Genomic DNA, 24,017 nt, shown 5'->3' with positions numbered 1-24,017 from the left:
CCGATGACTCAGCGCGTGGATCTCGCGACCGTGATGGACCGGCTGGCCATCGACGAAGTCGTCACCCGGTACGCGGTGGCCGTGGACGACGCCGACTGGCCCGCCTTCCGGGCACTGTTCACCCACGACGGGCGCGCCGACTACCGCGGCGCCGGAGGCGTCGAGGGACCCGCGGCCGAGGTGGCGGACTGGCTCGCGGAGACGATGCGGCTGTTCCCCGTGCGCCAGCATCTGATCGTGAACCGGCGGGTGCGTCTGCGGGACGTGGACGGCTGCCCGGGAGACCGGGCGGACGTGCAGGCGGACTACGTCAATCCGATGCGGCTGGAGTCGGGCGACGACTTCGTGGCCGGCGGCCGCTACTCGTTCGGGCTGGCACGCGGGGAGGACGGCTGGCGGCTGAGCTCGGTCACCGTGCACGAGAAGTGGCGGCGCGCCGCGTTCCTCCCCGGGGCCGAATGATCGACGCGGCCTGTCCCGGCCGCCGGCCGCTCCCGCACACTGGAGGCAGACATCGCTCTCGTGGAGGCGCCGCATGCGGATTCCGGTGGGCCGGCGGGAGCAGCTGACGCGGCTGCTGTCGTCGCCGTGGTGGCGCGGCGCGGCCGCGGTGACGGCGGGCGCGCTGCCCGCCCTCGCGTTCCCCGACCCCGGTCTGTGGTGGTTCGCCTACGTGGCGCTCGTACCGTGGCTGCTGCTCGTCCGTAGCGCTCCCACGGCCCGCCGGGCCGCTCTGGACGGCTGGCTCGGCGGAACCGGCTTCATGATCGCCGTGCACCACTGGCTGATGCCCAACCTGCATGTCTTCATCGTGGTCCTGGCGGCGCTGCTCGGGCTGCTGTGGGCCCCGTGGGGACTGCTGGTCCGGACGGCGCTGGGCGGCCGTCCCTCGGCCCGGCGGGCGGTGGTGGCGGTCGTCGTCGTCCCCTCGGGATGGCTGGCGATCGAGCTGGTCAGGTCCTGGGAGGGGCTGGGCGGGCCGTGGGGGCTGCTGGGCGCGAGCCAGTGGCAGGTCCCGCCGGCGCTGCGGCTGGCGTCGGTGGGCGGGGTGTGGCTGGTGACACTGCTCGTGGTGGCCGTGAACAGCGCGGTGGCGGTGCTGGTGGCCGTTCCGCACGCGTGGATCCCGGCGGTCGCGGCCGTCTGCGCGTGCGCGGTGGCGGTGGGTGCGGTGTGGCTGTGGGCACCGCGGCCGGACCGGCCGGGCGGGGTGATCCGTGTGGCCGTCGTCCAGCCGGGCGTCGTCAACGGCCTGGGAGGGGCGGAGCGGCGTTTCGCCCGCAGTGAGGAGCTGACCCGGCAGCTGGCGGGACAGCGGCCGGACCTCGTGGTGTGGGGCGAGAGCAGTGTCGGCGCGGATCTGGCGGCGCGGCGCGACCTCGCGGCGCGACTCGCCGCGCTGTCGCGTGAGGTGGGCGCCGAGGTGCTGGTGAACGTGGACGCCCGGCGCTCGGACCGGCCGGGCATCTTCAAGAGCAGTGTGCTGGTGGGCCCCGGCGGCCCGACCGGCGACCGCTACGACAAGATGCGGCTCGTTCCCTTCGGCGAGTACGTGCCCTTCCGCACCGTGCTCGGCTGGGTCACGTCGGTGGGCGAGGCGGCGGGCGAGGACCGGATGCGCGGCGGCGAGCAGGTGGTGATGGTGCTGCCGGGCGACGGGGGCCGGGCAGGGCTGCGGGTGGGGCCGCTGGTGTGCTTCGAGTCGGCGTTCCCCGACATGAGCAGGAGCCTCGCGCGGAGCGGCGCCGAACTCCTCGTGGCGCAGTCGGCGACCTCCACGTTCCAGGACAGCTGGGCGCCCGCCCAGCACGCCTCGCTGGCGGCGCTGAGGGCCGCGGAGACGGGGCGGCCGATGGTGCACGCCACCCTGACGGGCGTGAGCGCGGTGTACGGGGCGGAAGGGGAGCGGTTGGGCCCCCGGCTCGGTACGGACGAGAGCACCGCGGCCGTCCACGAGATCCCGCTCGCCCGGGGCACCACGCCGTACGTCCGGTTCGGGGACTGGGCGGTGTACGGCTCGCTGGCGGTACTGGCGGCGTTCTGCGCGGCGGGAGGCCTGCGAGCCCTCAGGAAGCGAGCTCCAGCGCCTCCCGCACCACCCGCTCACACAGCTCATGGGTCGCCAGTGCGTCCTGGGCGCTGAGGAACTTGTCCGCGCGGACGGCGTCGAGGAAGGCCAGCACGGCCTGCTCGATCCCGCGCTGCCGGGCGACCGGCACCCAGTCGCCGCGGCGCCGCACCGACGGCTGGCCCTTGTGGTCGACGACCTCCGCGAGATTGACGACCTCGCGCTTGGTGTCCTGTCCGGAGACCTCCAGGATCTCCTCCGCGGAGCCGCTCATCCGGTTCATCATGCCGACGGCGGTGAACCCGTCCCCCGACAGCTGGAGCACCACGTGGTGCATGAGCCCGTCGCGGACCCGGGCCCGTACACCGGTGTGCTCGACGGGCCCGGGAAGCAGGAAGCGCAGGGTGTCGACGACGTGGATGAAGTCGTCGAGCACGAGGGTGCGGGGGTCCTCGGGGAGGCCGACCCGGTTCTTGCGCATGAGGATGAGGTCGCGCGGGTGCTCCAGGCACTGGGCGTAACCGGGGGCGTAGCGCCGGTTGAAGCCGACCGCGAGGCTGGTGCGGGTCCGTTCGGAGAGCTCCACCAGCCGCTGGGAGTCGCCGAGTTCGTACGCGAGGGGCTTGTCGACGTACGTGGGGACCCCGGCCTCCAGCAGCCGGGCCGCGATCCCCGGGTGCACGGTGGTCGGGGCGTGGACGAAGGCGGCGTCGAGCCCGGCGGCGAGGAGGGAGTCCAGGGTGGAGTGGCACTGGGGGCCGGGGATGCGGTGGGCCGCCGCGACCCGGTCGAGGGTGGCCACCGTCCGAGTCTGCAGATGCAGTTCGACGCCCGGCAGAGTGGTGAGGACCGGCAGATACGCCTTCTGCGCGATGTCCCCGAGCCCGATGCAGCCGACCTTCACCTGGACCTCCCCAGTCCGCCCTGTCATGCCTGCCGTCAGCGCGGCGCAGCCGTCCGCGCCGCACCGGCAGCATACGTCCGCCCGGCGCGGACGCCCTTCGGCGATGCCGTCGGGACCGCGCAGGACGATCCCGGGTCCGAGCCGGGAGACGCACAGAGCCGTCGAACCCGGCGCCCACCCGACGCGACAGCCGGACCGTCAACCCGCCCACCGACGCAATTCCCTGCTCCGGACGAGCAGAAAGGGTCCTCAGCAAGCCGACGGCCCCTCATCACCGCTCGGACGCAGGGGTTCGCTCAGTCGCCCCACCAGGCATGCCGGCCGGGGCGAAGACCTCACCAGCACGGATGCCGTGGCTGAGCCCCCGTGGGAGGCGGGTCAGCGCGTCGACCTCGCCGACCGCGCGACGCTCCTCCCCCAAGCGGAAACTCCTGACCCCTGGTCACGACACGATCCGGCCAGGTTGACGTAAGGGATGAGTAAAGCGTTAACTCACCCCGCTTATGCGATAACTCGACTTTGAAGTGGGTGTATTCGTGAAATCGGAGACCGCTGCCCGTGGGCGCAGGAGACGCGTGCAGGGCGGCCCAGGGGTGGTCGGAGCCGTGTTGACGGCGGTCATGGCCACCTTGGTAATGCCGGTCGAGAGCGCCGGAGCAGCGCCCGCCGCACCGGACTCCGCAAGGCCGTCGGAGGCTCAGCGGGCGTTGGAGGCAGCAACGAAATCCGGCCAGCGAGTGGAGGTGACGGGAGAGCGCTCGGAGCGGTCGACGGTGTTCGCGAATCCGGATGGATTCTCGTTCACGTTGGAGGAGTCGTCGGTCCCGGTTCGGGTGGCGAAGCCGGGGGGTGGCTGGCAGACGCCGGACGCGACGCTGGTGCGGCGCGCGGACGGTTCGGTCGGGCCGAGGGCTGCCGCAGCGGAGATGTCGTTCTCGCCCGGCGGGGATGACGATCCGCTGGTGTCGATAGCCGACAAGGGACGCGCGCTCGAACTGAGCTGGCCGGGCAAACTGCCCGGCCCCGAGCTGGACGGTCCGAGCGCGCTGTACCGCGAGGTTCTCGCCGGGGTCGATCTGAAGGTCACGGCCACGGTCGAGGGCTTCCAGCATGTGCTGGTGGTGAAGACCCCGAAGGCGGCCGGGAACCCGAAGCTGAAAAAGCTGACGTTCGGGTTGAAGGCGCGGGGCCTGTCGGTCGTCAAGAACGCGGTGGGCGCCCTCGCGGCGGTCGACACCACTGGGCAGACGGTGTTCCGTGCGCCGCCCGCTCAGATGTGGAACTCGGCGGGCAAGAAGGCCGCCGCCGAGCTGCGGAAGCGGGCCGCGACACGGCCGTCCGGATCGGCGGACACCCCGCGCAGCGGTACAGGACCGCAGGTCGGGCGGCGGGCGACGGTACCTGCGGACGCCTCCGAGGCCGCCCCATCCGGGGCGGGCACGGAGCCCGGCCAGGGCGACAGGGTCGCCCGTATGGGCGTCAAGGTCACCAAGAACTCCCTCGCGGTCGTCCCAGACCCGGCCATGCTGAGCGGGACGGACGCCGCGGCGTTCCCGCTGTTCATCGACCCGACCGTGACCTGGGGTGAGTCCGAGCGGACGCTGTTGCGCTCGGACGGCTATGAGTCGTACGGCTGGAGCAACGGTGACGACGGCCTCGGCAAGGGCATGGGCAAGTGCGGTACCTGGAACGGCTACTACTGCGGTCCAGGGTACGTGCAGCGCCTGTACTTCGAGTTCTCGCCCGCGAGCCTGAAGGGGAAGCAGGTCCTGGACGCGACGTTCCGAGTGACCGAGCCGTGGGCGTTCCAGTGCGAACCGCGCTGGGTCGACCTTGTCCGCACGAACAACATCTCCTCCTCCACGACTTGGGCATCGCGTCCCAAGGAGCTGGACTGGATGGTCGACCGGCATGTCTCGGCGGGCCGCGGCTCGCTGTGCGACCCTGACTCCCCGGATGCGCCGATCGAGTTCAACGACAACCCGGCAGAGCCCAACGAGAACCTGACACCCACGGTGAAGGACTTCGCCGCGGGCAAGTTCTCCCGGCTCACCCTCCAGCTGCGAGCGCACGACGAGAGTGACACCTCTGCCTGGAAGCGGTTCAAGAACGACGCCGTCCTCGCCGTCGACTTCGTCGGGATCCCGGACAAGCCGACCTCGATCGGCCTGGTGGCCGGCACGGGCACCGTGTGCTCCACCGACGAGTCCAGCCCCTCGATGGTCTCCGACCCGACGCCGGCGCTGACCGCGACGACGCAGACCAAGCCGGGTGGGGAGAGCGGTGCCCAGCTGCGGATAATCTATGACCTCGACCACAAGAACAGCGACGGCACCTGGTCGGACACGCCCCCGGGCAACGGTGAGATGAAACCCTCCACCGGATATGCAGGGGACGGCTCCAAGCAGACCCTCTCCTGGTCGACTCTGGCTGAGGGCAAGCTCTACCGTTATCGGGCCTGGACTCGTTCGTACTACAACAACGGCGGCAGCCACCTGTCCGGGCCGTCGAACGCCTCGACGACCGGCTGGTGCCACTTCAAGGTCGACCCGACCGCGCCGAAGGCCCCCACTGTCACGGTCGGCAGCCCGTACAGCCTCTGCACGCCCAACGCATGTACCCCGGGAGGCGGTCCCGGCGTAAAGGGAACGTTTACGTTCACCCCCGCCACCGGTGACACCAACAACGTCTCTTACCAGTACCGGCTGTCGAACACCGAGACGTGGACCTCGTTGACCGGTTCGACGGTGAACGCCCCAATCACGCCAGTGAGTTCGGGCACTCACCAGATCGTGGTGCGCGCCAAGGACAACGTGGGCCGCTGGGGCGCCGAGCAGATCGTCGACTTCCTCGTCGCCGCGGGTTCGGGCCCCGTCGGCCGCTGGCACTTCGACGAAGCCGACGGTGTGGCGGTCGACTCCGCGACGGCGGACGGCACACCCCGGCACGATGTCACGCTGAGCAGCACTGCGACACGCGACGACCGTGGCCGGCGCGGTCTCCTGACCCACGACGCCAGTGGCGCTCCACTGGAGACGCCGGTGACCGACCGCGGGCTGGTACTGAACGGCGGGAGCCATGCCGCGGCCGATGGGGCGGTGCTGGAGCCGCGTTCGAGCTACACCGTCTCCGCATGGGTGCGGCTGAACGATGTCGACAAGAGCCAGGCGATCCTGTCGCAGGACGGCACCGACAACAGCTCGTTCCTGCTCTCCTACCAGATCGCCGAGGGGTACACCAGCTGGTTCTTCGGTGTGAAGAGGGAGAACGGCCTGTACGGAGGGGAGATCTCCGAGCAGCCCGCGCAGGCCGGCGTCTGGACGCATGTGGCCGGTACGTACGACGCTGACGCCAACCGGGTGGAGCTCTTCGTCAACGGGGTGTCCATAGGGGCCGAGGACGGGATCGAAGCAGCGGTGGAGCCGGCCGGCCGGCTGCGGTTCGGGGTGGTCCAGGCGAACGGCGGCTACTACCAGCCCTTCGGTGGTTCCATCGACGAGGTCACCACATGGCAGCGGGCCCTGACGGGCAAGGAGATCGCTGACGAGGCACGGCTGATGACGTCGGAAGCCCTCGCAGGGGTGGAGCTGGTGGCCGACTGGAAGGCCGAGAACGGCGGTGGAACCACGATCACCGACACGGCCTCGGGCTACGGCAGGCCCCTGACGCTCACCGGAGGTGCCTCCCTGGCGGGCGGCGAGGTCGTCCTGGACGGTGTCGACGACGCCGCTACGGCAGCGGGCCCCCTGGTGGACGACTCCGGCTCATTCACGGTGACCACGGCTGCGAGTCTGGACAGCGCGAAGTTGGCGGCCAAGGACATCGGCTACACCGGTCAGGTGCTAGGCCAACGCACCGCGGACGGTTCTGCGTGGGGCTTCTGGTTCCAGCTGACGGGCAAGGACACCGTACTCAACGAGGAAACCCTGGAAGAGAGCGTCATCCCAGTCGGCAAGTGGCACTTCGGCCGTCTGAACGCCGAGGGAACCTTCTCGTCGGTCGTCTCCGACGAGGTCGCCGCCATGGACAGCCTGGTCCGGCTGACCGGCACGTTCGACGCACAGTCCGGGACGATCAGCCTGTACCTGGGCCACAACCAGAACGGTGAGGCGACGGCGTTCACCGCCAAGGCCGGTACGGGTGACTTCGCGATCGGCAAGGGCTTCACTTCGGGCGGGTGGAAGCACCACCTGCCTGGGGGGATCGCCGAAGTACGCGTGTGGGCGGGCGCCATGGCCGGTCCGGCGCAGGTCGAGACGACCGTCGGCGACTGAAGGCCGAAGGCCACGGCCGGCTGACGGCCACGCTCTGTGGTGCATGTGTGGGCGGCGCTCGCCGAGCGCCGCCCACCTCGCGTCCTGGGTGAGGCGCTTGGCAGGGGAGCGAAACAAGAGGAAAACCAGCCATTGCCTTGACGAGGGCATGAAGGTGACGTTGACTCGTCGCTTGTTCTGATCATGGACCCGGGGGGTGTCCGTTCGTCCTCTGGATGCGTCAGGTTCTCCCCCCGGCTCCTCGAACTCTCTGGGCAGGGACGGACCACATGCCACGCGGCACACCACCAGATGCGACAAGAACGGCGAGCGGAGCGACAAGACGGACGGGCGTGGTGGGGCGCCCCGCAGGCAGGCTGCTGCTCACCTCGCTCGCCCTCGCCATGACGGTTCCCATCGGTCTCTCTCCGGTCGCGTCGGCGGCGACGGAGAGCGGCGGTCCGGGGCGCCCCGACGTGCCCGAACAACGGGTCAGCAAGGTCAAGGCGGTCGACGGACCCGGCGCGAAGAAGGCCCGGGAAAGGGTCGCCCGGGACAAGAAGGCCAACGCCAAGCAGGCCGGACGGGCCTTGAAGGAGCAGCGTGCCGCCGCCTGGCCCGGAGCCGGCAGCGCCGCGCTGGCACTCGAGCCGTCCGGCGTGACGAAGGCGGCCCCTGGCGGGCTGCCGATGTCGTTGGCCCCCGGCGCCGACGCCAAGGGTCGGCTGCCGGCCGGCGCCGAAGCCAAGCTCACCGTTCTCGACCGCAAGGCCGCAGACCGGCTCGGCATCACAGGCGTCCTGCTGACCGCGCAGGCGAACGCCACGGGCAGCGCCGCGGTGAGCGTCGACTACAGCGCCTTCGCCTCCGCCCTGGGCGGGGGCTGGGCCGGGCGGCTGCGCCTGGTGCAGCTGCCCGCCTGCGCCCTGACGACACCCGAGAAGGCCGAGTGTCGCAAGCAGACTCCGCTCGCTTCGCAGAACGACAGCCGGAAGCAGACCGTCACCGCCCAGCTCGCGCTCAAGGGCTCCGGGGCCTCCCGAGGTCTCACCACTCAGCTCGCCACCGGCGCCCCTCGCGCCGCCACCGCCTCCTCCGGTACGACGGTCATGGCGCTGACCGCCACGGGTGCGGGCGACGGAGAGTCGCCCGACGGCAGCGGCGACTACTCGGCCACCGGACTGTCGGCGTCCTCGTCCTGGGAGGCAGGCAGCAGCTCCGGCTCCTTCACCTGGTCGTACGACCTCACCATGCCCCCGGCGGCCGCCGGCCCGGCGCCCGAGCTCTCCCTGGCGTACGACTCCGGAAGCGTCGACGGCCGGACGGCCGCGACCAACAACCAGGGCAGCGCGATCGGCGAGGGCTTCGCCATCAACGAGTCGTACATCGAGCGCAGCTACGGCAGTTGTGACGAGGACGGCCACGACGAGCTCAACGACCGCTGCTGGAAGTTCGACAACGCCAGCCTGGTGCTGAACGGCAAGGCGACCCGGCTGGTCAAGGACGACACCACCGGGCAGTGGCGGCTCCAGGGGGACGACGCCTCGAAGGTGACCCGCTCGACGAGCTCCACCAATGAGAACGGCGACAACGACGGTGAGTACTGGACCGTCGTCGCCGGGGACGGGACGAAGTACGTCTTCGGTCTCAACAAGCTGGAGAGTGCCGGCACCGAGCGCACGAACTCGACCTGGACCGTGCCGGTCTTCGGTGACGACCCCGGCGAGCCCGGCTACTCCTCCGGCACGTCTTTCGCCGGCCGGTCCGTGACGCAGGCCTGGCGGTGGAACCTCGACTACGTCGAGGACGCCCGGGGCAACGCGGCGACCTACTGGTACACGAAGGAAACCAACCACTACAGGAAGAACAAGGCCACCACGGCCGATGCCGCCTACACCCGCGGCGGATACCTGAAGGAGATCAAGTACGGCCTGCGCAAGGGTGCGCTCTTCACCGACGCGGCCGACGCGAAGGTCACCTTCGGCTATGCCGAGCGCTGCACCGCCGCGGACTGCACGTCGCTGACGAAGGAGACCGCCGACAACTGGCCGGACGTCCCCTTCGACGCCATCTGCTCCAGCGGCGACAGCGAGTGCCTGGGCACGGGCCCCGCGTTCTTCTCGCGCAAGAGGCTCACCGAGATCAACACGTTCTCCTGGAACACCACCAGCGGCTCGTACGACGCGGTGGATTCCTGGGCCCTGACCCAGAAGTACCTTGATGGCGGTGACATCGGTGACACCTCCGACCACACCCTGACCCTCCAGTCGATCAAGCGGACCGCCAAGGCGGGCACGGCCATCGGGATGGACCCGATCTCGTTCACGTACCAGATGCGTCCGAACCGTGTGGACGGTACGGACGACATCCTGCCGCTGACCCGTCCCCGTGTCTCGACGGTCACCTCGGAGACGGGCGCGATCACCACGGTCACCCTTTCCGCGGCCGAGTGCGTACGCAGCCAGGTCGTCGGCGCCGCGGAGGACACCAACACCCGCAACTGCTTCCCGCAGTACTGGAACGTCAACGGGTCCACCACCTCGTCCGTGGACTGGTTCCACAAGTACCGTGTCCTCGCGGTGAGCACCTCGGACCCGGCCGGCCAGAACGACGGCCTGGAGCAGCAGTACGTCTACAGCGGCGCCGCCTGGCGCCGCAGTGATTCGCCGTTCACTCCCAAGGACGAGAGGACCTGGTCCGACTGGCGCGGCTACCGACAGGTCACGGTCTACAACGGCGCGCTGAACACGACCCGTTCCAAGACGGTCTCCCTCTACATGCAGGGCATGCACGGCGACAGGAAGAAGGACGGCAGCACCACGTCGGTGAGCGTCGCCCCGCTGAGCAGCCCGGACCTCGGCCTCGCGTCCCTCACGGACAGCGACCAGTACGCCGGGCAGCTGCGCCAGCGGGTGACGTACGACGGCGCCACCCCCGTCTCGGCGGAGGCCAACGAGCCCTGGTCGCAGGAGACCGCCCGACAGACCCAGCCGGACGCCGCCGACGCGGTGGCCCGCTACGTCCGTACGGCGAAGACCACCGACTACACCTATCTCACCGCGTCCGACAGTTGGCGCTCCCGGACGGTGCAAACGGGGTACGACGCCTACGGACTGCCGTACCGGGTCGATGACTTCGGCGACGACGCCAAGTCCGACGACGAGACGTGCACCCGCACCTGGTACGCCCGCAACACCACCACGGGCATCACGGGCCTCGCCTCACGCACCCGCACCGTCGCCCGGAAGTGCGATGTCGCGGACACCGCCCTCGACCTGCCCGCGGACTCGTCCCGCCGTGGTGACGTCCTTTCCGACGTTGCCGTGGCCTTCGACGGTGTGGCCTGGTCGACGACGATGTCGCCGCAGAAGGGTCTGGCGACCTGGACGGGCCGCGCCAAGGGATACAGCACCGCCGACTCCCCCCTCTGGCAGACCGTCTCCTCCACCGACTACGACGCGCTCGGTCGGCCGCTGACCGTCACCGACGCCGCCGGGGGGACCAGTTCCACCGCCTACACCCCGGTGGAGGCGGGCCCACTGACCAAGACCGTCGCCACCGACCCCAAGGGGTTCAGGAAGATCAGCTTCATCGATCCGCGGCGCGGCCAGGCCAACCGGATATACGACGCCAACCTGAAGAAGACCGAGCTGTCCTATGACGCCCTGGGCCGACTCACCGACGTCTGGCTGCCCAACCGGAACAAAGCCGCGGGTTACAGCCCCAGCCAGAAGTTCCGGTACCTCCTCAGCAACACCAAAGCGTCCTGGGTGTCGACGGCCGTGCTCAAGGCCGACGGCGAGACTTACAACACCACCTACGCGATCCACGACGCGCTGCTGCGCAAGCTGCAGGACCAGGCGCCGACGCCGCAGGGCGGCCGGCTGCTGACCGACACCCGCTACGACTCCCGGGGCCTCGCTTACGAGACCTACTCCGACATCTTCGACAGCACCACGGCACCGAATGGCACCTACACACGCGCCGAGTACGGCGAGGCGCCCACCCAGACGGAGACCGCCTACGACGGTGCCGAGCGGTCCACCACCAGCACGCTGTACGTGTACGGCGTGAAGAAGTGGTCGACCACCACCACGTACACCGGTGACTCCACCGCCACCACGGCCGTGCAGGGTGGAACGGCGGAACGCACGATTTCGGACGCCCGCGGCCGTACGACGGAGAGCCGCGAGTACGCGGGAGTGAACCCGGCAGACCCCGCGTACGGCGGCGGTCTGGGAACCCCGTACACCGCGACGAAGTTCACGTACAGCCTCGACGGCAAGAAGGAATCGGTCACCGGCCCCGACGGCGCTCGGTGGAACAGCGCCTACGACCTGAACGGCCGAATGGTGTCGGCCGACGATCCGGACAAGGGAGCGTCCACACTCGCCTACGACGACCTCGACCGGGTGATCAAGGCAACGGACGCGCGGGGCCGCAGCATCCTCACCGAGTACGACGTGCTCGGCCGGAGCCTCGGGACCTGGTCCGGTGAGAAGACGGACGCCAAACTGCTGACGTCCTACACCTACGACACCGTGCTCAAGGGGCAGCCCGCCTCCAGCACCCGCTACGTCGGGGGCAAGACGGGCCTGGCGTACACGAAGTCGGTCACCGCCTACGACAGCCTCAACCGGGCGACCGGTACTCAGCTCCGCCTGCCCGCCGCCGATCCGCTGGTCAAGGCGGGGGCACCTGCCGTCGTGGACCTGGCCAGCTTCTACCGCATCGACGGCACGCTGGGGAGCAGCACGCAGCCCGCGCTGGGAGGTCTCCCCAAGGAGGTGGTCGATTACGACTACACCGGCCTTGGCCAGGTCACCGCTATCAGGGGCTCCACCGGTTACCTGCTCGACGCCGACTACTCGGCACTCGGCCAGGCCCTGCAGTACGTACTGGGGACGGGAAACACCGAGGCCTTCAGGAAGACGTACGTCACCAACACATACGAGGAGGGCACGGGTCGGCTGACCCGCAGTCACGTCACGGACCAGACCCACCCGTACATGCTGCAGGACCTCAACTACACCTACGACCAGGCGGGCAATCTGACCTCCATCGGTGACCCCACGACCCTGGGCGGCACGAGCAGTGCCGAGACCCAGTGCTTCGCCTACGACGGTCACCGCCGTCTCACCGAAGCCTGGACTCCGGCCTCGCAGACGTGCGGGGACGCACGCAGCGCGAGCGCCCTGGGCGGGCCCGACCCGTACTGGACCAGCTATACGTACAACACGGCGGGACAGCGCACCGGCGAGACCCGGCACAGGGCTGCCGGCAACTCCACGACCACGTACTGCTACAAGGCCGGCCAGTCGCACGCCCTGGCCGGGACGAGTACCAGCGGCAACTGCACATCCCCCGACCGCTCCTACGCGTACGACGCGACCGGCAACACCACGAGCCGGCCGGGCCCCGCGGGCACCCAGGGCATCGAATGGTCCGACGAAGGGAAGATCGCGCGGCTGACCGAGGACGCGAAGGCGACCGAGTACCTCTATGACGCGGACGGCGAGCTGCTGATCCGTGCCACCACGGGCGGCGAGCGCGTCCTGTACGCCGGCGGTACCGAGCTGCACCTCAAGGCGGACGGGACCACCTGGGCCCAGCGCTCCTACGGCGCCGGTGACCTACAGGTCGCCGTCCGCACCAACCGGACGGGCAGCAACAAGCTCCACTACCTGGCAAGTGACCATCACGGCACGTCGACTCTCACCATCGGTTCGGACAGCACGCAGCCGTTCGTCAAGCGCCGCATGACCGCCTTCGGCGCCCCGCGGGGCCTCGAAGGCGGCGGCGAGTGGCCGGACGACAAGGCGTTTCTGGGCAAGACCCACGACGCAACGACCGGTCTCACTCACGTCGGAGCGCGACAGTACGACGCCGGCATCGGACAGTTCCTCAGCATCGACCCGGTCCTGAGCACGAATCAGCCGCAGTCGATGAACGGCTACGCATACGCCAACAACAACCCGACGACGTTCTCGGACCCCAGCGGACTCGCGGTGCCGGAGTGCGTCCAAGCTCCGGTCGTGATCACGTGCCGGGGCGGCATCCCGGTCAGTCAGAAGAAGTCGAAGAAGCCCCAGGCCGAGCCGAGCAGCAGCTCCGGCAATCGCGCGTGCAGGTGCGGCAAGCGGCCTCCGCTCGTGGACAGCAAGGGCAGGCCCACCGGACTGCACACCAGCGGTGGCACCGGCGGCCGCCGCAACATCACCCTGCCGCCCGGACCCGCCCCGTCCGGGTGGCTCCCGGTCGCCCCGCCGGACCCGGGCCCGCCGGCGAAGAAGGAGCCGCCGAAGGGGTGGTTCGACAAGATCACCGAGATCATCGGCATCGGAACCGTCCCGAACACCTTCGGCTACTGCGGCAGCGCGTCGGGCGGAAAATGGCTCATGGCCTCGGGCGAATTGTGTGTCATCGTCACTCACGGCCCTGACGGGTGGGACCTGGGCGGCAGCACCTCCGTGGGGCTGTCCGGCCCCGGGGCCGGCGCCTCCCTGGACGGCGGGCTCCTGGTCAGCAACGCCGACGGCATGGACCAGCTCGCGGGCTACGGCCTGGACAAGGAGCTGTCCCTGCACTACAAGGTCGGTGGCTTCGTCAACCACGAGAATGCCATCAACCTCCACCCCGAGCCGGGGCTGGTGCGAAACAGTAAGGGCGAGCCCGTCTGGGCTGTCACAGCGGGGGCCGGCGTCGGCATCGAGGCGGGGGCGGAGGTGGGCCTCAACCACACCTGGACCTGCAGTTTCAGACTAGGCTGCAATCCCTGACCGTACCCCCATCGGCCAACCGGACACGGCCGGCCGCGTTGGCGCCCTCCGGCGGGAAGAACCCCGCCGGAGGGCGCCCGTCCGGGCGGGGCACTTGAACGTCCCTGGCGTGTCGTCCCGATCTTCCGAGAAGAGCTCAGGAGCAAATCCCATGACAGCACTCACCTGGATCTTCGGAGGGCTCTTCATGGGCCTCGGCATCTGCTTCCTCGCCCTCGGCGGCGCCGTCGCTCTCGACCTCCAGGGACGTGCGAGCCGAATGGACCGATATCCCCTGGTGGTGGCCAGGCTGATGGGCCTCGGTTGGATAGTCGTCGGGCTTGTCGTCATGCTCTTCGGTCTGTCCTTCGTGCTGGCACTTCCGTAGCAGACCCGAGTTAAGGATCACCGATAATGCGTATAGTCCCCCTGCTTCTCGGCCTGGGCTGGCTGCTGTTCGGGCTGGCGTGGGTACGCAACCACCGAGGCCTGGCCGACCGTCTCCTGGCCTCGCCGATCAACCTGATGCCCGGTGACGAACGCAGCGTGTGGGCCTTCAGGATCGTGGGGCGCGGCTGTGTCGCGCTCGGTGGATTCGCCACCGTCTTCGGCATCATGTTCCTCGTCTTCTCGTGACGGCAGGAGGACCCGGACGGGAAGTTCCACCTCGGGCCGGCCGACACCTTCGAGGCGGCGGAGACCGTCTGGTGTGCCGAGATCGAGCGGGCCCGGGAGCCGGCCGCGTCACGGTCCCTGCACGACACCTCCAAGGGGGAGCGGGCCGGCAAGCGGTTCAGCCTCCGCTGGATCCACGTCCACATGATCGAGGAATACGCCCGGCACAACGGACACGCCGATCTCCTCAGCGAGGGATCGACGGGGCCACGGGGGCCTGAGACGCCCTCACCCGTCGCGGCAGGCGGCGCCCCCGGAGAGCGGGCGCGTCGTCAGCGGCCGGACAAGCGCCGGTCCAGCCGGTCGATGGCCGCCCGCACCCCGTTGCCGTAGCCGTCGTCGCCGAGTGCGGCCGAGGCCGCCCTGGCACGGTCCAGATGGACCCGGGCGGCCTCGGGGCGATGCAGCTTCAGGTAGTCGGCGGCCAGATTCAGATGGAGCGAGGGATAGAGCCCCCGCGCGGCGACGGCGGCCTCGTGGCGCTCCGGGCGCTCGTCGGTGAGCGCCTCGGCGGCGGCGAGCGCCCGGAGGTCCCAGGCGAGCTCGTCGCCCGGATCGTCCTGGGTGTCCGCCAGATAGTGGGCGAGCGTGCAGCGGTGCAGGGGATCGCCTTCCTGGCCGAGCTGCGCCCACAGCGCGGAGAAGCGGTTGCGTGCCTCCTCGCGGTCCCCGCCGTGGAGCAGCATGATCGCCTGCCCGATCCTGGTGGTCATGACCGCGTCACCCGACGCCCCCTGCTGCTCCACCACTGCGGCCCTCCAGCACCTCGACCCGTCCTCCCGACGCTAGCCGCCGCCGACGGCAATCCGGCACAGGCTCGGGCGGTGACCCGAACCTGTCAGCCAGGTGCGCCAACCGTCAGCCCAGGTCGGGGATGCGCCAGTCGACGGCGTCATGGCCCTGGGCGGCGACCGCCTCGTTGATCCGGGTGAACGGACGGGACCCGAGGAAACGCTTCGCGGACAGCGGCGAGGGGTGCGCGCCCTTCACCACGACATGGCGGGTCTCGTCGATCAGCGGCAGCTTCTTCTGGGCGTAGTTGCCCCACAGCACGAAGACCGCCGGGTCCGGCCGGGAGGCGACCGCACGGATCACCGCGTCGGTGAACTTCTCCCAGCCCTTGCCCTTGTGCGAGTTCGCCTCTCCGGCGCGGACGGTCAGCACCGCGTTGAGCAGCAGGACTCCCTGCTCGGCCCACGGCATCAAATAGCCGTTGTCCGGCATCGGCAGACCCAGCTCCTCCTGCATCTCCTTGTAGATGTTCCGCAGCGAGGGCGGGGTCCTCACACCGGGGCGCACGGAGAAGCAGAGGCCGTGCCCCTGCCCCTCACCGTGGTACGGGTCCTGCCCCAGGACCAGCACCTTCACCCGGTCGTAGGGCGTGGCCTCCAGCGCCGCGAAGACCTCCTCGCGAGGCGGGTACACCGGCCCCCTGGCGCGCTCGTCCTCGACGAAGTCGACGAGCTCCTTGAAGTACGGCTTCTGGAGCTCCTCGCCGAGGACGCCGCGCCAGGACTCGGGCAGCATGTCGGTGTCGGTCACGTCAACAACCTCCGGTGTGCGATCAGTTACCGACCACACAACCTACCCGCGGCCACTGACAACCCTCCCGACGGTGGGACGTCCGGAGGTCGGATCCGCGCTACCAGCTGGTCTGCCGGTGCAGCGTCCAGAGCTGCATGATCATCTGCGGGTCGAGGGCGCGCTCGGAACCCGCGATCTCCTCGCGGGACGCGATGTTGATCTTGCCCTGCCACAGCGGGAGCAGCCGCACGTCCTCCACCAGGATCGCCTGGGCCCGCTCGAACTTCTTGGACACCGCTCCGCGGTCACTCAGCTGGCGGGTCTGCGGCAGCAGCTGCTGGGTGATCTCAGGGCTCTCGTAGGGCGTACCGAGCACGTTCTCCTTGCCGACGAACGGCGCGATGAAGTTGTCGGGGTCCGGGAAGTCGGGGAACCAGCCTCGCCCGAAGACCGGATAGCTGCCCTTCTGGTAGCCCTCCTGGAAGTCCTTCCAGGGCTTGCCCTGGATCGAGACCTCGAACAGCTTGGACTGCTCCAGCTGCCGCTTGATCTCGGCGAACTCGGAGGCGGTGGCGGAACCGTAGCGGTCGGTGGTGAACCAGAGGTCGAGCCGCACCGGTGTCTCGATGCCCGCTTCCTCGAGGATGTCCCGTGCCTTCGCCGCACTGGGGTCGCCGTACTTGTCGAAGAAGCTGGTCGCGTGGCCGGCGATGCCCTTGGGGACCATGGAGTACAGCGGCTCGGCCGTGCCCCGGTACACCTTGTTGATGAGCTCGCCGCGGTCGATCAGCTGGGCGATCGCCTGACGGACCTCGACCTCGCGGACGGAGGGGTCCTTGGGGTTGAACACCAGGTAGCGGATGTCGACACCGGGGCTCTCCACGATCTGGAGACCCTCGTTCGCCTTCTTCTTCTCCTGGAGATCGGCCACCTCCTCCGCGGTCAGGCCGAGGTAGGTGGCGTCGATGTCCCTGCTCTTGAGCGCGGCCACCATGGCTTCCGACCGCTTGAAGTAGCGGATCGTGACGGCGTCGTTCTTGCGGTCCGCGAACCCGTTGTAGCGGGTGTTCTTCTTCAGCTCCGCCTTCGAGCCCTCCTGGTAGGACTCCAGGACGTACGGGCCGGAGCCGGTGAGCTTGCCGTCCTCCCGGAGCTTGTCCGCGGGGTACTCGGCCGGGTCCACCAGGGACATCGCGGGCGTGGCGAGGATGAACGGGAAGGTGGCGTCGGGCTTGGTCAAGTGGAAGGTGACGGTCCGCTCGTCGTCCTGCTTCACCTCGCGGAGCGAGCCGAGCAGACCGTTGGGACCGCTGTCCACGTCTATCTTCTGGATGCGGTCGATGGAGTGCTTGACCGCGGCCGCGTCGAGCGGGTGGCCGTTGGAGAAGGTCAGGCCCTCACGGAGGGTGCACTGGAATGCGGTATTGGCCGGATTGGTGAATTTGCACTTCTCGGCCGCGTCCGGCTGGGGGGTGGTGCTTCCGGTCGGGAAGCTCAGAAGGGTCTGGAAGACATTGCGGTACAGCTCCCAGGAGCTGTCCCACGCGGCGGCCGGGTCGAGTGTGCTGGGTGCACTCATCGTACCGACCACTATGGGCTGCGCCCCATCGGCCTCGTCGTCCGAAAACAGACCGCATCCCGCCACCAGGGATATGGACGCAAGGGCTGCAGCCGCCTGCAGCATCGTCCGGTTGAACACGTGCACGCTCCTCGTTCAGCCATGGGTCGGCGAACCATACCGCAGTGCCCCGCCGTAACAACGTGGTGGTCCGGCGGGGCACTTGAGGCCATCTCAAGCCATTCAGGTAGAAATCGACTCAGTGGACTCCGGCGTTAAGGAAAATACCGCCGTCCACCACGAGTGTCTGCCCCGTGATCCAGTCCGATTGGTCGGAAGTGAGGAACGCGGTGGCCCCGCCGATGTCCGACGGGACGCCGAGCCGGCCCATCGGGTACACCGCAGCAGCCTCGGCCTCCCGGCCCTCGTACAGCGCCTCGGCGAACTTCGTCTTGATCACGGCGGGCGCGATCGCATTGACCCGGACCGCCGGCGCGAACTCGTGCGCCAGCTGAAGGGTCAGATTGACCATGGCCGCCTTGCTCATGCCGTACGCCCCGATGAAGGGGGACGCGGAGAGCCCCGCGACGGACGCGATGTTCACGATCGCACCGCCGTTCTCCTTCTGCCAGGCCTTCCAGGTCTGCTGGGCGAAGCCGAGCGCCGAGATCACGTTCGTCTCGTACACCTTGCGGGCGACGTTGAGGTCGAGTTCCGCGATGGGGCCGAACACCGGGTTGGTGCCGGCGTTGTTCACGAGGAAGTCGACGCGGCCGAACGCCTCCATGGCGCGTTCGACGGCGATGGCCTGGTGCGCCTCGTCGTGGGCCTTGCCCGCGACGGCGATCACCCGGTCCGCGCCGAGGTTCTCGACGGCCTCCTTCAGCGCGTCCTCGCCGCGGCCGGTGATGCACACCCGGTCGCCGCGGGCGACGAGCGCCTCGGCGACGCCGTAGCCGATGCCGCGGCTGCCGCCCGTCACCAGGGCCGCCTTGCCGGACAGCGGGGGAAGCTCTCGCTCCTGTGCGGTCATGTCGGTCGCCTCCGGTTCAGTTGAGCGGGCCGCCGGCCACGTACATGACCTGGCCCGAGACGAAGCCGGCGTCGTCACCGGTGAAGAAGGCGATCGCGCCCGCGACGTCCTCCGGCCGGCCGACCCGCTGGACCGGGATCTGGGTGGCGGCCGCGGCCTGGAACTCCTCGAAGCCCATGCCGACCCGGGCGGCGGTCTGCGCGGTCATCTCCGTGACGATGAAGCCGGGAGCGACGGCGTTGGCGGTGACGCCGAACTTGCCGAGTTCCTTGGCGAGGGTCTTGGTGAAGCCCTGCAGGCCGGCCTTGACCGCCGAGTAGTTCGCCTGCCCCCGATTGCCCAGCGCGGAGCTGGAGGAGAGGGACACGATACGGCCGAAGCCCGCGTCGACCATGTGCTTCTGGCACGCCTTGGCCATCAGGAACGCGCCCTTGAGGTGCACGTTCATCACGATGTCCCAGTCGGACTCGCTCATCTTGAACAGCAGGTTGTCGCGGAGTACGCCCGCGTTGTTGACGAGGACGGTCGGCGCGCCGAGCTCGGCGGCGACCCGCTCCACGGCGGCCTCCACCTGGGCGGAGTCCGAGACGTCACAGCCGACCGCGATCGCCTTCCCGCCCGCCGAGGTGATCTTCTCGACGGTGTCCTTGCAGGCCGCCTCGTCGAGGTCGAGTACGGCCACGGCACGGCCCTCGGCCGCCAGGCGCACGGCGGTGGCGGCCCCAATGCCGCGCGCCGCCCCCGTCACGATCGCGACTCGCTGCTCGTTGCTGGACATGGTTCGTTCTCCTCGCCTCGGATCCCTTGGACACGGCTCGCCCGGCACGGCCCGTCGACACCACCCAGGGAGGGTGAGCGACCGCTTAGTACCTTCAGCAGACGAGACGCTAGAAGCCCTGGCACCCGGTGTCAACGGCACACCGGGTGCCCCCCGTCACGTGCCCCCTCCGATGGGCTCGTTCAGCGCACCAGGATGTCCAGCAGCCGCTCGACCTCGGCCTCCGGATCGGCGGTGAGACCCGTGTGCACGGGCCCCGGCTGCACCACGGTGGAGCGAGGCGCGACCAGCCAGCGGAAGCGCCTGCCCGCGTCGTCCCGGGCCGCCTGTCCGGCCTCCTCGCCGCCGCGGCAGACACCCTCCACGGCGTGCAGCGCCGCCCGTACACCGGTGACGTCGGCCCGCGGGTCCAGCGCCCTGAGCTTGGCCTCGTCCAGCAGCGTGCGGGCGGCCACGAAGGACCGCGCGCGGCAGTAGACCACCACGCCCGCGTTGAAGCACTCACCGCGCTCGACGCGCGGGACGACGCGCAGCAGCGCGTACTCGAAGACATCCCGCCGGGGATCCTGCCGGGTCACTGGCCGCCGCCCTTCGTGCTCTTCCCGGCGGGGTGCGGCCAGGAGCCGAGGTGACCGGTGAGCCAGCCCGGTGCCTGGGACGGCCGGGGCCCGGAGGGTGCCTCCAGCGTGATGCGCTCGTGGATCGTGGCAGCCCGCGGCAGCAGGGCCTCCACATAGGCACGGCGGACCGCGTCGGTGGTGTCGAACCCGGGCTCGTCCACGAGCCACTCGTCCGGGACGTCCGCGGCGACCTCGGCCAGCAGCTCGCGGGTGACCAGCGGAGCCAGCACGGCGGCGGCGCCCGCGATGTCCGGCCGGAACGGCGCGAGGGCGTGGTCGGACGCGTCGTACGGCTTCGCCGCCGAGGCCGCCGCCCCGGGCCAGCTGTGGTGCCAGATCATGGTGGCACCGTGGTCGATCAGCCACAGGGCCCCGTGCCACACGAGCATGTTGGGGTTCCGCCACGACCGGTCCACGTTGTTGATCAGCGCGTCGAACCAGACGACGCGACCTGCCTCCGCGGAGTCCACTGCGTACGCGAGCGGGTCGAAGCCGATCGAGCCGGGCAGGAAGTCCATCCCGAGGTTCAGCCCGCCGCTGGCCTTCAGCAGCTCCTGGACCTCCTGATCGGGCTCGGACAGGCCGATGACCGGGTCGAGCTGCATCCGGACCAGTTCGGGCACGCGCAGCCCGAGCCTGCGCCCCAACTGCCCGCAGATGACCTCGGCCACCAGGGTCTTGCGCCCCTGTCCGGCCCCCGTGAACTTCATGACGTACGTCCCGAGATCGTCGGCCTCGACGATCCCGGGGAGCGAGCCGCCCTCGCGCAAAGGCGTGACATAGCGGGTCGCTGTGACTTCGGAGAGCATTGCGCCAGATTACTTCGCGGTCCTGCGGCGTGGCCGTTGAACGAGCGGTGGCCCGGTCCCGTAGAACAACACGAACGGCCCGGGACGGGGCCGACTGTGGAAAGGGAGCGGCATGACCGGAACGCAGGGACCGGCGCGCACCGTGGCGCGGCGCACCGTCTTCACGGCCGCCGGCGGTGCCGGGCTCGCCGCGGCACTGACGGCGTGCGGAGGCTCGGAGAGTCCGGGCAGCGGGGCGGTGTCCCCGGCGGACGGCGGCACGACCGGTGGTTCCACCGGCGGTTCCACCGGCGGTTCCACCGGCGGCAGCACGGGTGGCACCACGGGCGGAGGCGGTGGCAAGGTCATCGCGAGCGTCGCCGACATCCCGGAGGGCGGCGGCAAGGTCATCGGCGACATCGTGGTCACGCAGCCGACCGCGGGCGAGTTCAAGGCCTTCTCGTCGAAGTGCACCCATCAGGGCTGCGCGGTGAAGGGCGTCGCCGACGGAATGATCAACTGCCCGTGCCACAACAGCAATTTCGACGCCGGCGACGGCAGCGTGAAGAGCGGCCCGGCGACCTCGCCGTTGCCCGCCGCGGCCATCGTCGTCGAAGGCGACTCGATCAAGCTCGCCTGACAGCCACAGGAGCATCCGGGAGGCGGCGACCGTCCGGGCCGCACGTCAGGTGCGTTGGGCCCGGCGGGACGCCTTCCAGCACGCGAGCACGTCGTCCGTGGTGATGACGGTGGCGACGAGAGCGAGCGTGTTCCTGATCATCGCGGGGGTGTACTCGGGGGGCACCCCCGCGATGGCGTCCGCGGGCACGACCGCGGTGTAGCCGAGGTTGACCGCGTCGAAGACGGCGTTCGGTATCGCCACATTCGCCGAGACGCCCGTGACGACCAGCGTGCGGCAGCCCAGATTGCGCAGCAGCGCGTCGACGTCCGTGCCGGCGATCGGTGACAGGCCGTGGAGCCGGCGCACCACGATGTCCTCGTCCGCGACCTCGATGGGTTCGGCGACGCGGACCGCCTTGCTGCCGGAGTACTGCTGGACGGGCAGCCGCTCGGCGGCCCGGAACAGCCGGGCGTTGCTGCCGGCCCCGCGCCCGTCGGGACGTCGCTCCGCCACCGCGTGCATGACCTGCACGCCCGCTTCGTGGGCCACGTCCACGAGCCGGCCGATGTTCTCCAGGGCGCCCGACGCCCGCGCCTGTGCCGCGAGTTCCGGAAGGGCGCTGTCCCGGCCGACGACGCCTTGCTGGCACTCGACGGTGAGCAGGACCGTGCGGGCCGGGTCGAGCTGCGCCCGCAGCCGTTCGTACGAGGGCATGCACCCCGCCTTTCTCGTCGTCCGGGCCGCGGACGGCCGGCGTCGCCGGGTGGGGCCGGTCCGGTCACGGACGGCCTCGCGGGTCACGGAGGATCCGGGCCGGTCCGGCCGCGCGACGGTAACGGGCATTGCCTCTCAGGGGAAGAGCACCCATGATTTCCGACACCACATCAGTCGGTCGGCCGGCGGCACGCCGGCTCGCGGGAGGAGGGGCCGCCGATGGCCGTCACACAGCGCCGGGGCCGGCGGATCATGATGTCGCCCGCCGAACTGGACGCCTTCCTCGCCGAGCAGCGCACCTGCCGGGTGGCGACGGTCTCGCCCGACGGCATGCCGCACGTCAGCGCCCTGTGGTTCGCGTGGGACGGCACGTCGCTGTGGCTGTACTCGATCACCCGCAGCCGGCGGTGGTCCGAACTGCGCCGCGATCCGCGGATCGCGGTCGTGGTGGACGCCGGGGAGGAGTACGGCGAGCTGCGCGGCGCGGAACTCTCCGGGACGGCGGTCTTCGTCGGCGAGGCCCCGCGCACCGGCGAACCCTGCCCGGAACTCGAGGCCCCCGAGCGGTTGTTCGCGCGGAAGAACTTCGGCCTGGACTCGATGCCGCACGACGGCCGGCACGCCTGGCTCAGGCTGACGCCGGAGGCGATCGCGTCGTGGGACTTCCGCAAGCTGAACGGGCTCTGAGCCCGGCGCCCCTCCGCCGACGAGCAGGCCCGGCGGGCGCCTCGGAAGGCCCCGGACCACTGGGCCGCGGGAGGTCCGCGGGCGCGCGCACGGAGCAGGCTCGCCCCGGGTTTCCGTCCGGCGGGCCTCAGGCCGTCGCCGCGGCCGACCGGAGCGCCGCGAACGCCGCACGGATCGACGGCCGGCGGTCGGCGTCCGTCCGCCAGACCGCGTAGACGTGCCGGCACACCTTCTGCCGCACCGGGACGAGCCGGACGCCGTCCGGGACGGGGCCCCGGCCCAGCCGCGGGGTCACGCACACACCGAGGCCCGCCGCGATCAGTGCCAGCTGGGTGTGGTGTTCGCCGGCGAGGTGGACGATGCGGGGTTCGATGCCCTTGGCGCGCAGCGTGAACACCAGCCACTCGTAGCAGAACTCGCCCTCGGGCCAGGAGACCCAGTCGTCGTCGGCGAAGTCCTCGAGATCCACGTCCGCCCGGCCGGCGAGCGGGTGGTCGGCGGGCATCGCCACGTCGGCGGCGTCGTCCAACAGCGGTTCGCGCGTGAGCCCGCTCGGGACCGGGAGCCGCTTGTTGCTCCAGTCCAGTGCCACCGCCAGGTCGAGATCGCCCCTGATCACCTGGCGCAGGGCGTACTCGGGTTCCCGTTCGCTCGTGCGTACCCGCAGGTCGGGGTGGTCGGCGCGGAGGGCCGTGAGCGCGGCGGGGAAGAGGCCGCGGGCGGCCGTCGGGAACGCCCCGAGCCGCACCTCGCCGACCACCTGGCCCCGCTGCGCCTCGATGTCGGCCTGAGCCAGCTCGACCTGAGACAGGATGCGGGCGGCGTGGTCGGCGAGCAGGCGTCCGGCGTCCGTGAGCCGCACCCCGCGCCCGATCCTGGCCAGCAGCTGCTGGCCCACCTCGCGCTCCAGCTTGGCCATCTGCTGGGACACGGCCGAGGTCGTGACGTGCAGCCCGTCGGCCGCGGCACTGACGGAACCGTGCCGGGCCAGGGCGTCCAGGGTCCGTAGGCGCTCCAGGTTCAACATGTAAGCAA

The 24,017-nt window shown here is 70.3% G+C and carries 18 protein-coding genes and 1 pseudogene; 9 read left to right on the top strand and 10 right to left on the bottom strand.

The window, feature by feature from the left end:
- Positions 1 to 3 precede the first annotated feature (3 nt).
- Together O7595_RS29175 and lnt are read left to right on the top strand one after the other, a co-directional pair.
- Positions 4 to 462 carry a nuclear transport factor 2 family protein gene (locus tag O7595_RS29175; RefSeq protein ID WP_269731555.1) on the top strand — a complete coding sequence of 153 codons (459 nt, stop codon included), beginning with the start codon at positions 4 to 6 and terminating at the stop codon, positions 460 to 462.
- Between the two features lie 73 nt (positions 463 to 535).
- Positions 536 to 2,143 (top strand): apolipoprotein N-acyltransferase, encoded by a 1,608-nt coding sequence (gene lnt / locus O7595_RS29170; protein ID WP_269731554.1) that lies wholly within the window; start codon positions 536 to 538, stop codon positions 2,141 to 2,143.
- Here lnt and O7595_RS29165 read toward each other — a convergent pair.
- Positions 2,067 to 2,972: a Gfo/Idh/MocA family protein gene (locus tag O7595_RS29165; protein WP_269732673.1), complete on the bottom strand. Its 906-nt coding sequence runs from the start codon at positions 2,970 to 2,972 to the stop codon at positions 2,067 to 2,069. The two genes, lnt and O7595_RS29165, sit on opposite strands and share 77 nt — an antisense overlap.
- A 620-nt stretch (positions 2,973 to 3,592) precedes the next feature.
- On the opposite strand from O7595_RS29165, the gene O7595_RS29160 reads away from it, so the two are divergent.
- The 5 genes and pseudogenes from O7595_RS29160 to O7595_RS33975 form a co-directional block, all read left to right on the top strand.
- On the top strand, positions 3,593 to 7,246 hold the full coding sequence (locus O7595_RS29160; RefSeq protein WP_269731553.1) for a LamG-like jellyroll fold domain-containing protein: 3,654 nt from the start codon (positions 3,593 to 3,595) through the stop codon (positions 7,244 to 7,246).
- 383 nt (positions 7,247 to 7,629) lie between these two features.
- Positions 7,630 to 14,004 (top strand): RHS repeat domain-containing protein, encoded by a 6,375-nt coding sequence (locus O7595_RS29155; RefSeq protein WP_269732672.1) that lies wholly within the window; start codon positions 7,630 to 7,632, stop codon positions 14,002 to 14,004.
- A 151-nt stretch (positions 14,005 to 14,155) separates the two neighbouring features.
- The gene (locus O7595_RS29150; protein ID WP_269731552.1) at positions 14,156 to 14,371 is read left to right on the top strand and encodes a hypothetical protein; all 216 of its coding nucleotides are present in this window, start codon (positions 14,156 to 14,158) and stop codon (positions 14,369 to 14,371) included.
- A 26-nt stretch (positions 14,372 to 14,397) separates the two neighbouring features.
- Positions 14,398 to 14,619 (top strand): hypothetical protein, encoded by a 222-nt coding sequence (locus O7595_RS29145; protein ID WP_269731551.1) that lies wholly within the window; start codon positions 14,398 to 14,400, stop codon positions 14,617 to 14,619.
- 66 nt (positions 14,620 to 14,685) lie between these two features.
- Positions 14,686 to 14,991 (top strand): annotated as a pseudogene (locus O7595_RS33975) (mycothiol transferase); the annotation flags it as partial.
- Here the strand turns inward: O7595_RS33975 and O7595_RS29135 are convergent.
- The 7 genes from O7595_RS29135 to O7595_RS29105 all read right to left on the bottom strand — a co-directional run bounded on the left by O7595_RS29135 (position 14,931) and on the right by O7595_RS29105 (position 20,980).
- Positions 14,931 to 15,407 carry a hypothetical protein gene (locus O7595_RS29135; RefSeq protein WP_269731550.1) on the bottom strand — a complete coding sequence of 159 codons (477 nt, stop codon included), beginning with the start codon at positions 15,405 to 15,407 and terminating at the stop codon, positions 14,931 to 14,933. The pseudogene O7595_RS33975 and the gene O7595_RS29135 overlap by 61 nt on opposite strands.
- 109 nt (positions 15,408 to 15,516) lie before the next feature.
- The gene (gene ung / locus O7595_RS29130; protein ID WP_269731549.1) at positions 15,517 to 16,200 is read right to left on the bottom strand and encodes a uracil-DNA glycosylase; all 684 of its coding nucleotides are present in this window, start codon (positions 16,198 to 16,200) and stop codon (positions 15,517 to 15,519) included.
- A gap of 100 nt (positions 16,201 to 16,300) precedes the next feature.
- Entirely contained in the window at positions 16,301 to 17,881 is a 1,581-nt protein-coding gene (locus O7595_RS29125; protein WP_269731548.1) for an ABC transporter substrate-binding protein, read from the bottom strand.
- A 118-nt stretch (positions 17,882 to 17,999) separates the two neighbouring features.
- A complete protein-coding gene (locus O7595_RS29120) occupies positions 18,000 to 18,773 on the bottom strand; it encodes an SDR family oxidoreductase (RefSeq protein ID WP_269731547.1) in 774 nt (257 codons plus the stop codon).
- A 16-nt stretch (positions 18,774 to 18,789) separates the two neighbouring features.
- The gene (gene fabG, locus O7595_RS29115) at positions 18,790 to 19,551 is read right to left on the bottom strand and encodes a 3-oxoacyl-ACP reductase FabG (protein ID WP_269731546.1); all 762 of its coding nucleotides are present in this window, start codon (positions 19,549 to 19,551) and stop codon (positions 18,790 to 18,792) included.
- A gap of 182 nt (positions 19,552 to 19,733) precedes the next feature.
- Positions 19,734 to 20,129 carry a DUF3037 domain-containing protein gene (locus O7595_RS29110; RefSeq protein ID WP_269731545.1) on the bottom strand — a complete coding sequence of 132 codons (396 nt, stop codon included), beginning with the start codon at positions 20,127 to 20,129 and terminating at the stop codon, positions 19,734 to 19,736.
- Positions 20,126 to 20,980 carry a HipA family kinase gene (locus O7595_RS29105; RefSeq protein ID WP_269731544.1) on the bottom strand — a complete coding sequence of 285 codons (855 nt, stop codon included), beginning with the start codon at positions 20,978 to 20,980 and terminating at the stop codon, positions 20,126 to 20,128. The genes O7595_RS29110 and O7595_RS29105 overlap by 4 nt, the downstream gene beginning before the upstream one ends.
- A gap of 112 nt (positions 20,981 to 21,092) precedes the next feature.
- Here O7595_RS29105 and O7595_RS29100 point away from each other — a divergent pair, with 112 nt between their 5' ends.
- Positions 21,093 to 21,599, top strand: a complete 507-nt coding sequence (locus O7595_RS29100) for a Rieske (2Fe-2S) protein (protein WP_269731543.1) — start codon at positions 21,093 to 21,095, stop codon at positions 21,597 to 21,599.
- A gap of 45 nt (positions 21,600 to 21,644) precedes the next feature.
- Here the strand turns inward: O7595_RS29100 and O7595_RS29095 are convergent, their stop codons facing one another.
- A complete protein-coding gene (locus tag O7595_RS29095; protein ID WP_269731542.1) occupies positions 21,645 to 22,295 on the bottom strand; it encodes a cysteine hydrolase in 651 nt (216 codons plus the stop codon).
- Positions 22,296 to 22,514: 219 nt separating this feature from the next.
- Between O7595_RS29095 and O7595_RS29090 the strand changes: the two genes are divergently transcribed.
- Positions 22,515 to 22,982 carry a pyridoxamine 5'-phosphate oxidase family protein gene (locus O7595_RS29090; RefSeq protein WP_269731541.1) on the top strand — a complete coding sequence of 156 codons (468 nt, stop codon included), beginning with the start codon at positions 22,515 to 22,517 and terminating at the stop codon, positions 22,980 to 22,982.
- 127 nt (positions 22,983 to 23,109) lie between these two features.
- Here O7595_RS29090 and O7595_RS29085 read toward each other — a convergent pair whose 3' ends face one another.
- On the bottom strand, positions 23,110 to 24,009 hold the full coding sequence (locus O7595_RS29085; protein WP_269731540.1) for a LysR family transcriptional regulator: 900 nt from the start codon (positions 24,007 to 24,009) through the stop codon (positions 23,110 to 23,112).
- Between the last annotated feature and the right edge of the window lie 8 nt (positions 24,010 to 24,017).

It is taken from the genome of Streptomyces sp. WMMC940 (assembly GCF_027460265.1).
Taxonomy (GTDB): Bacteria; Actinomycetota; Actinomycetes; order Streptomycetales; family Streptomycetaceae; genus Streptomyces.
This window is presented reverse-complemented; position numbering and strand designations above follow the sequence as displayed.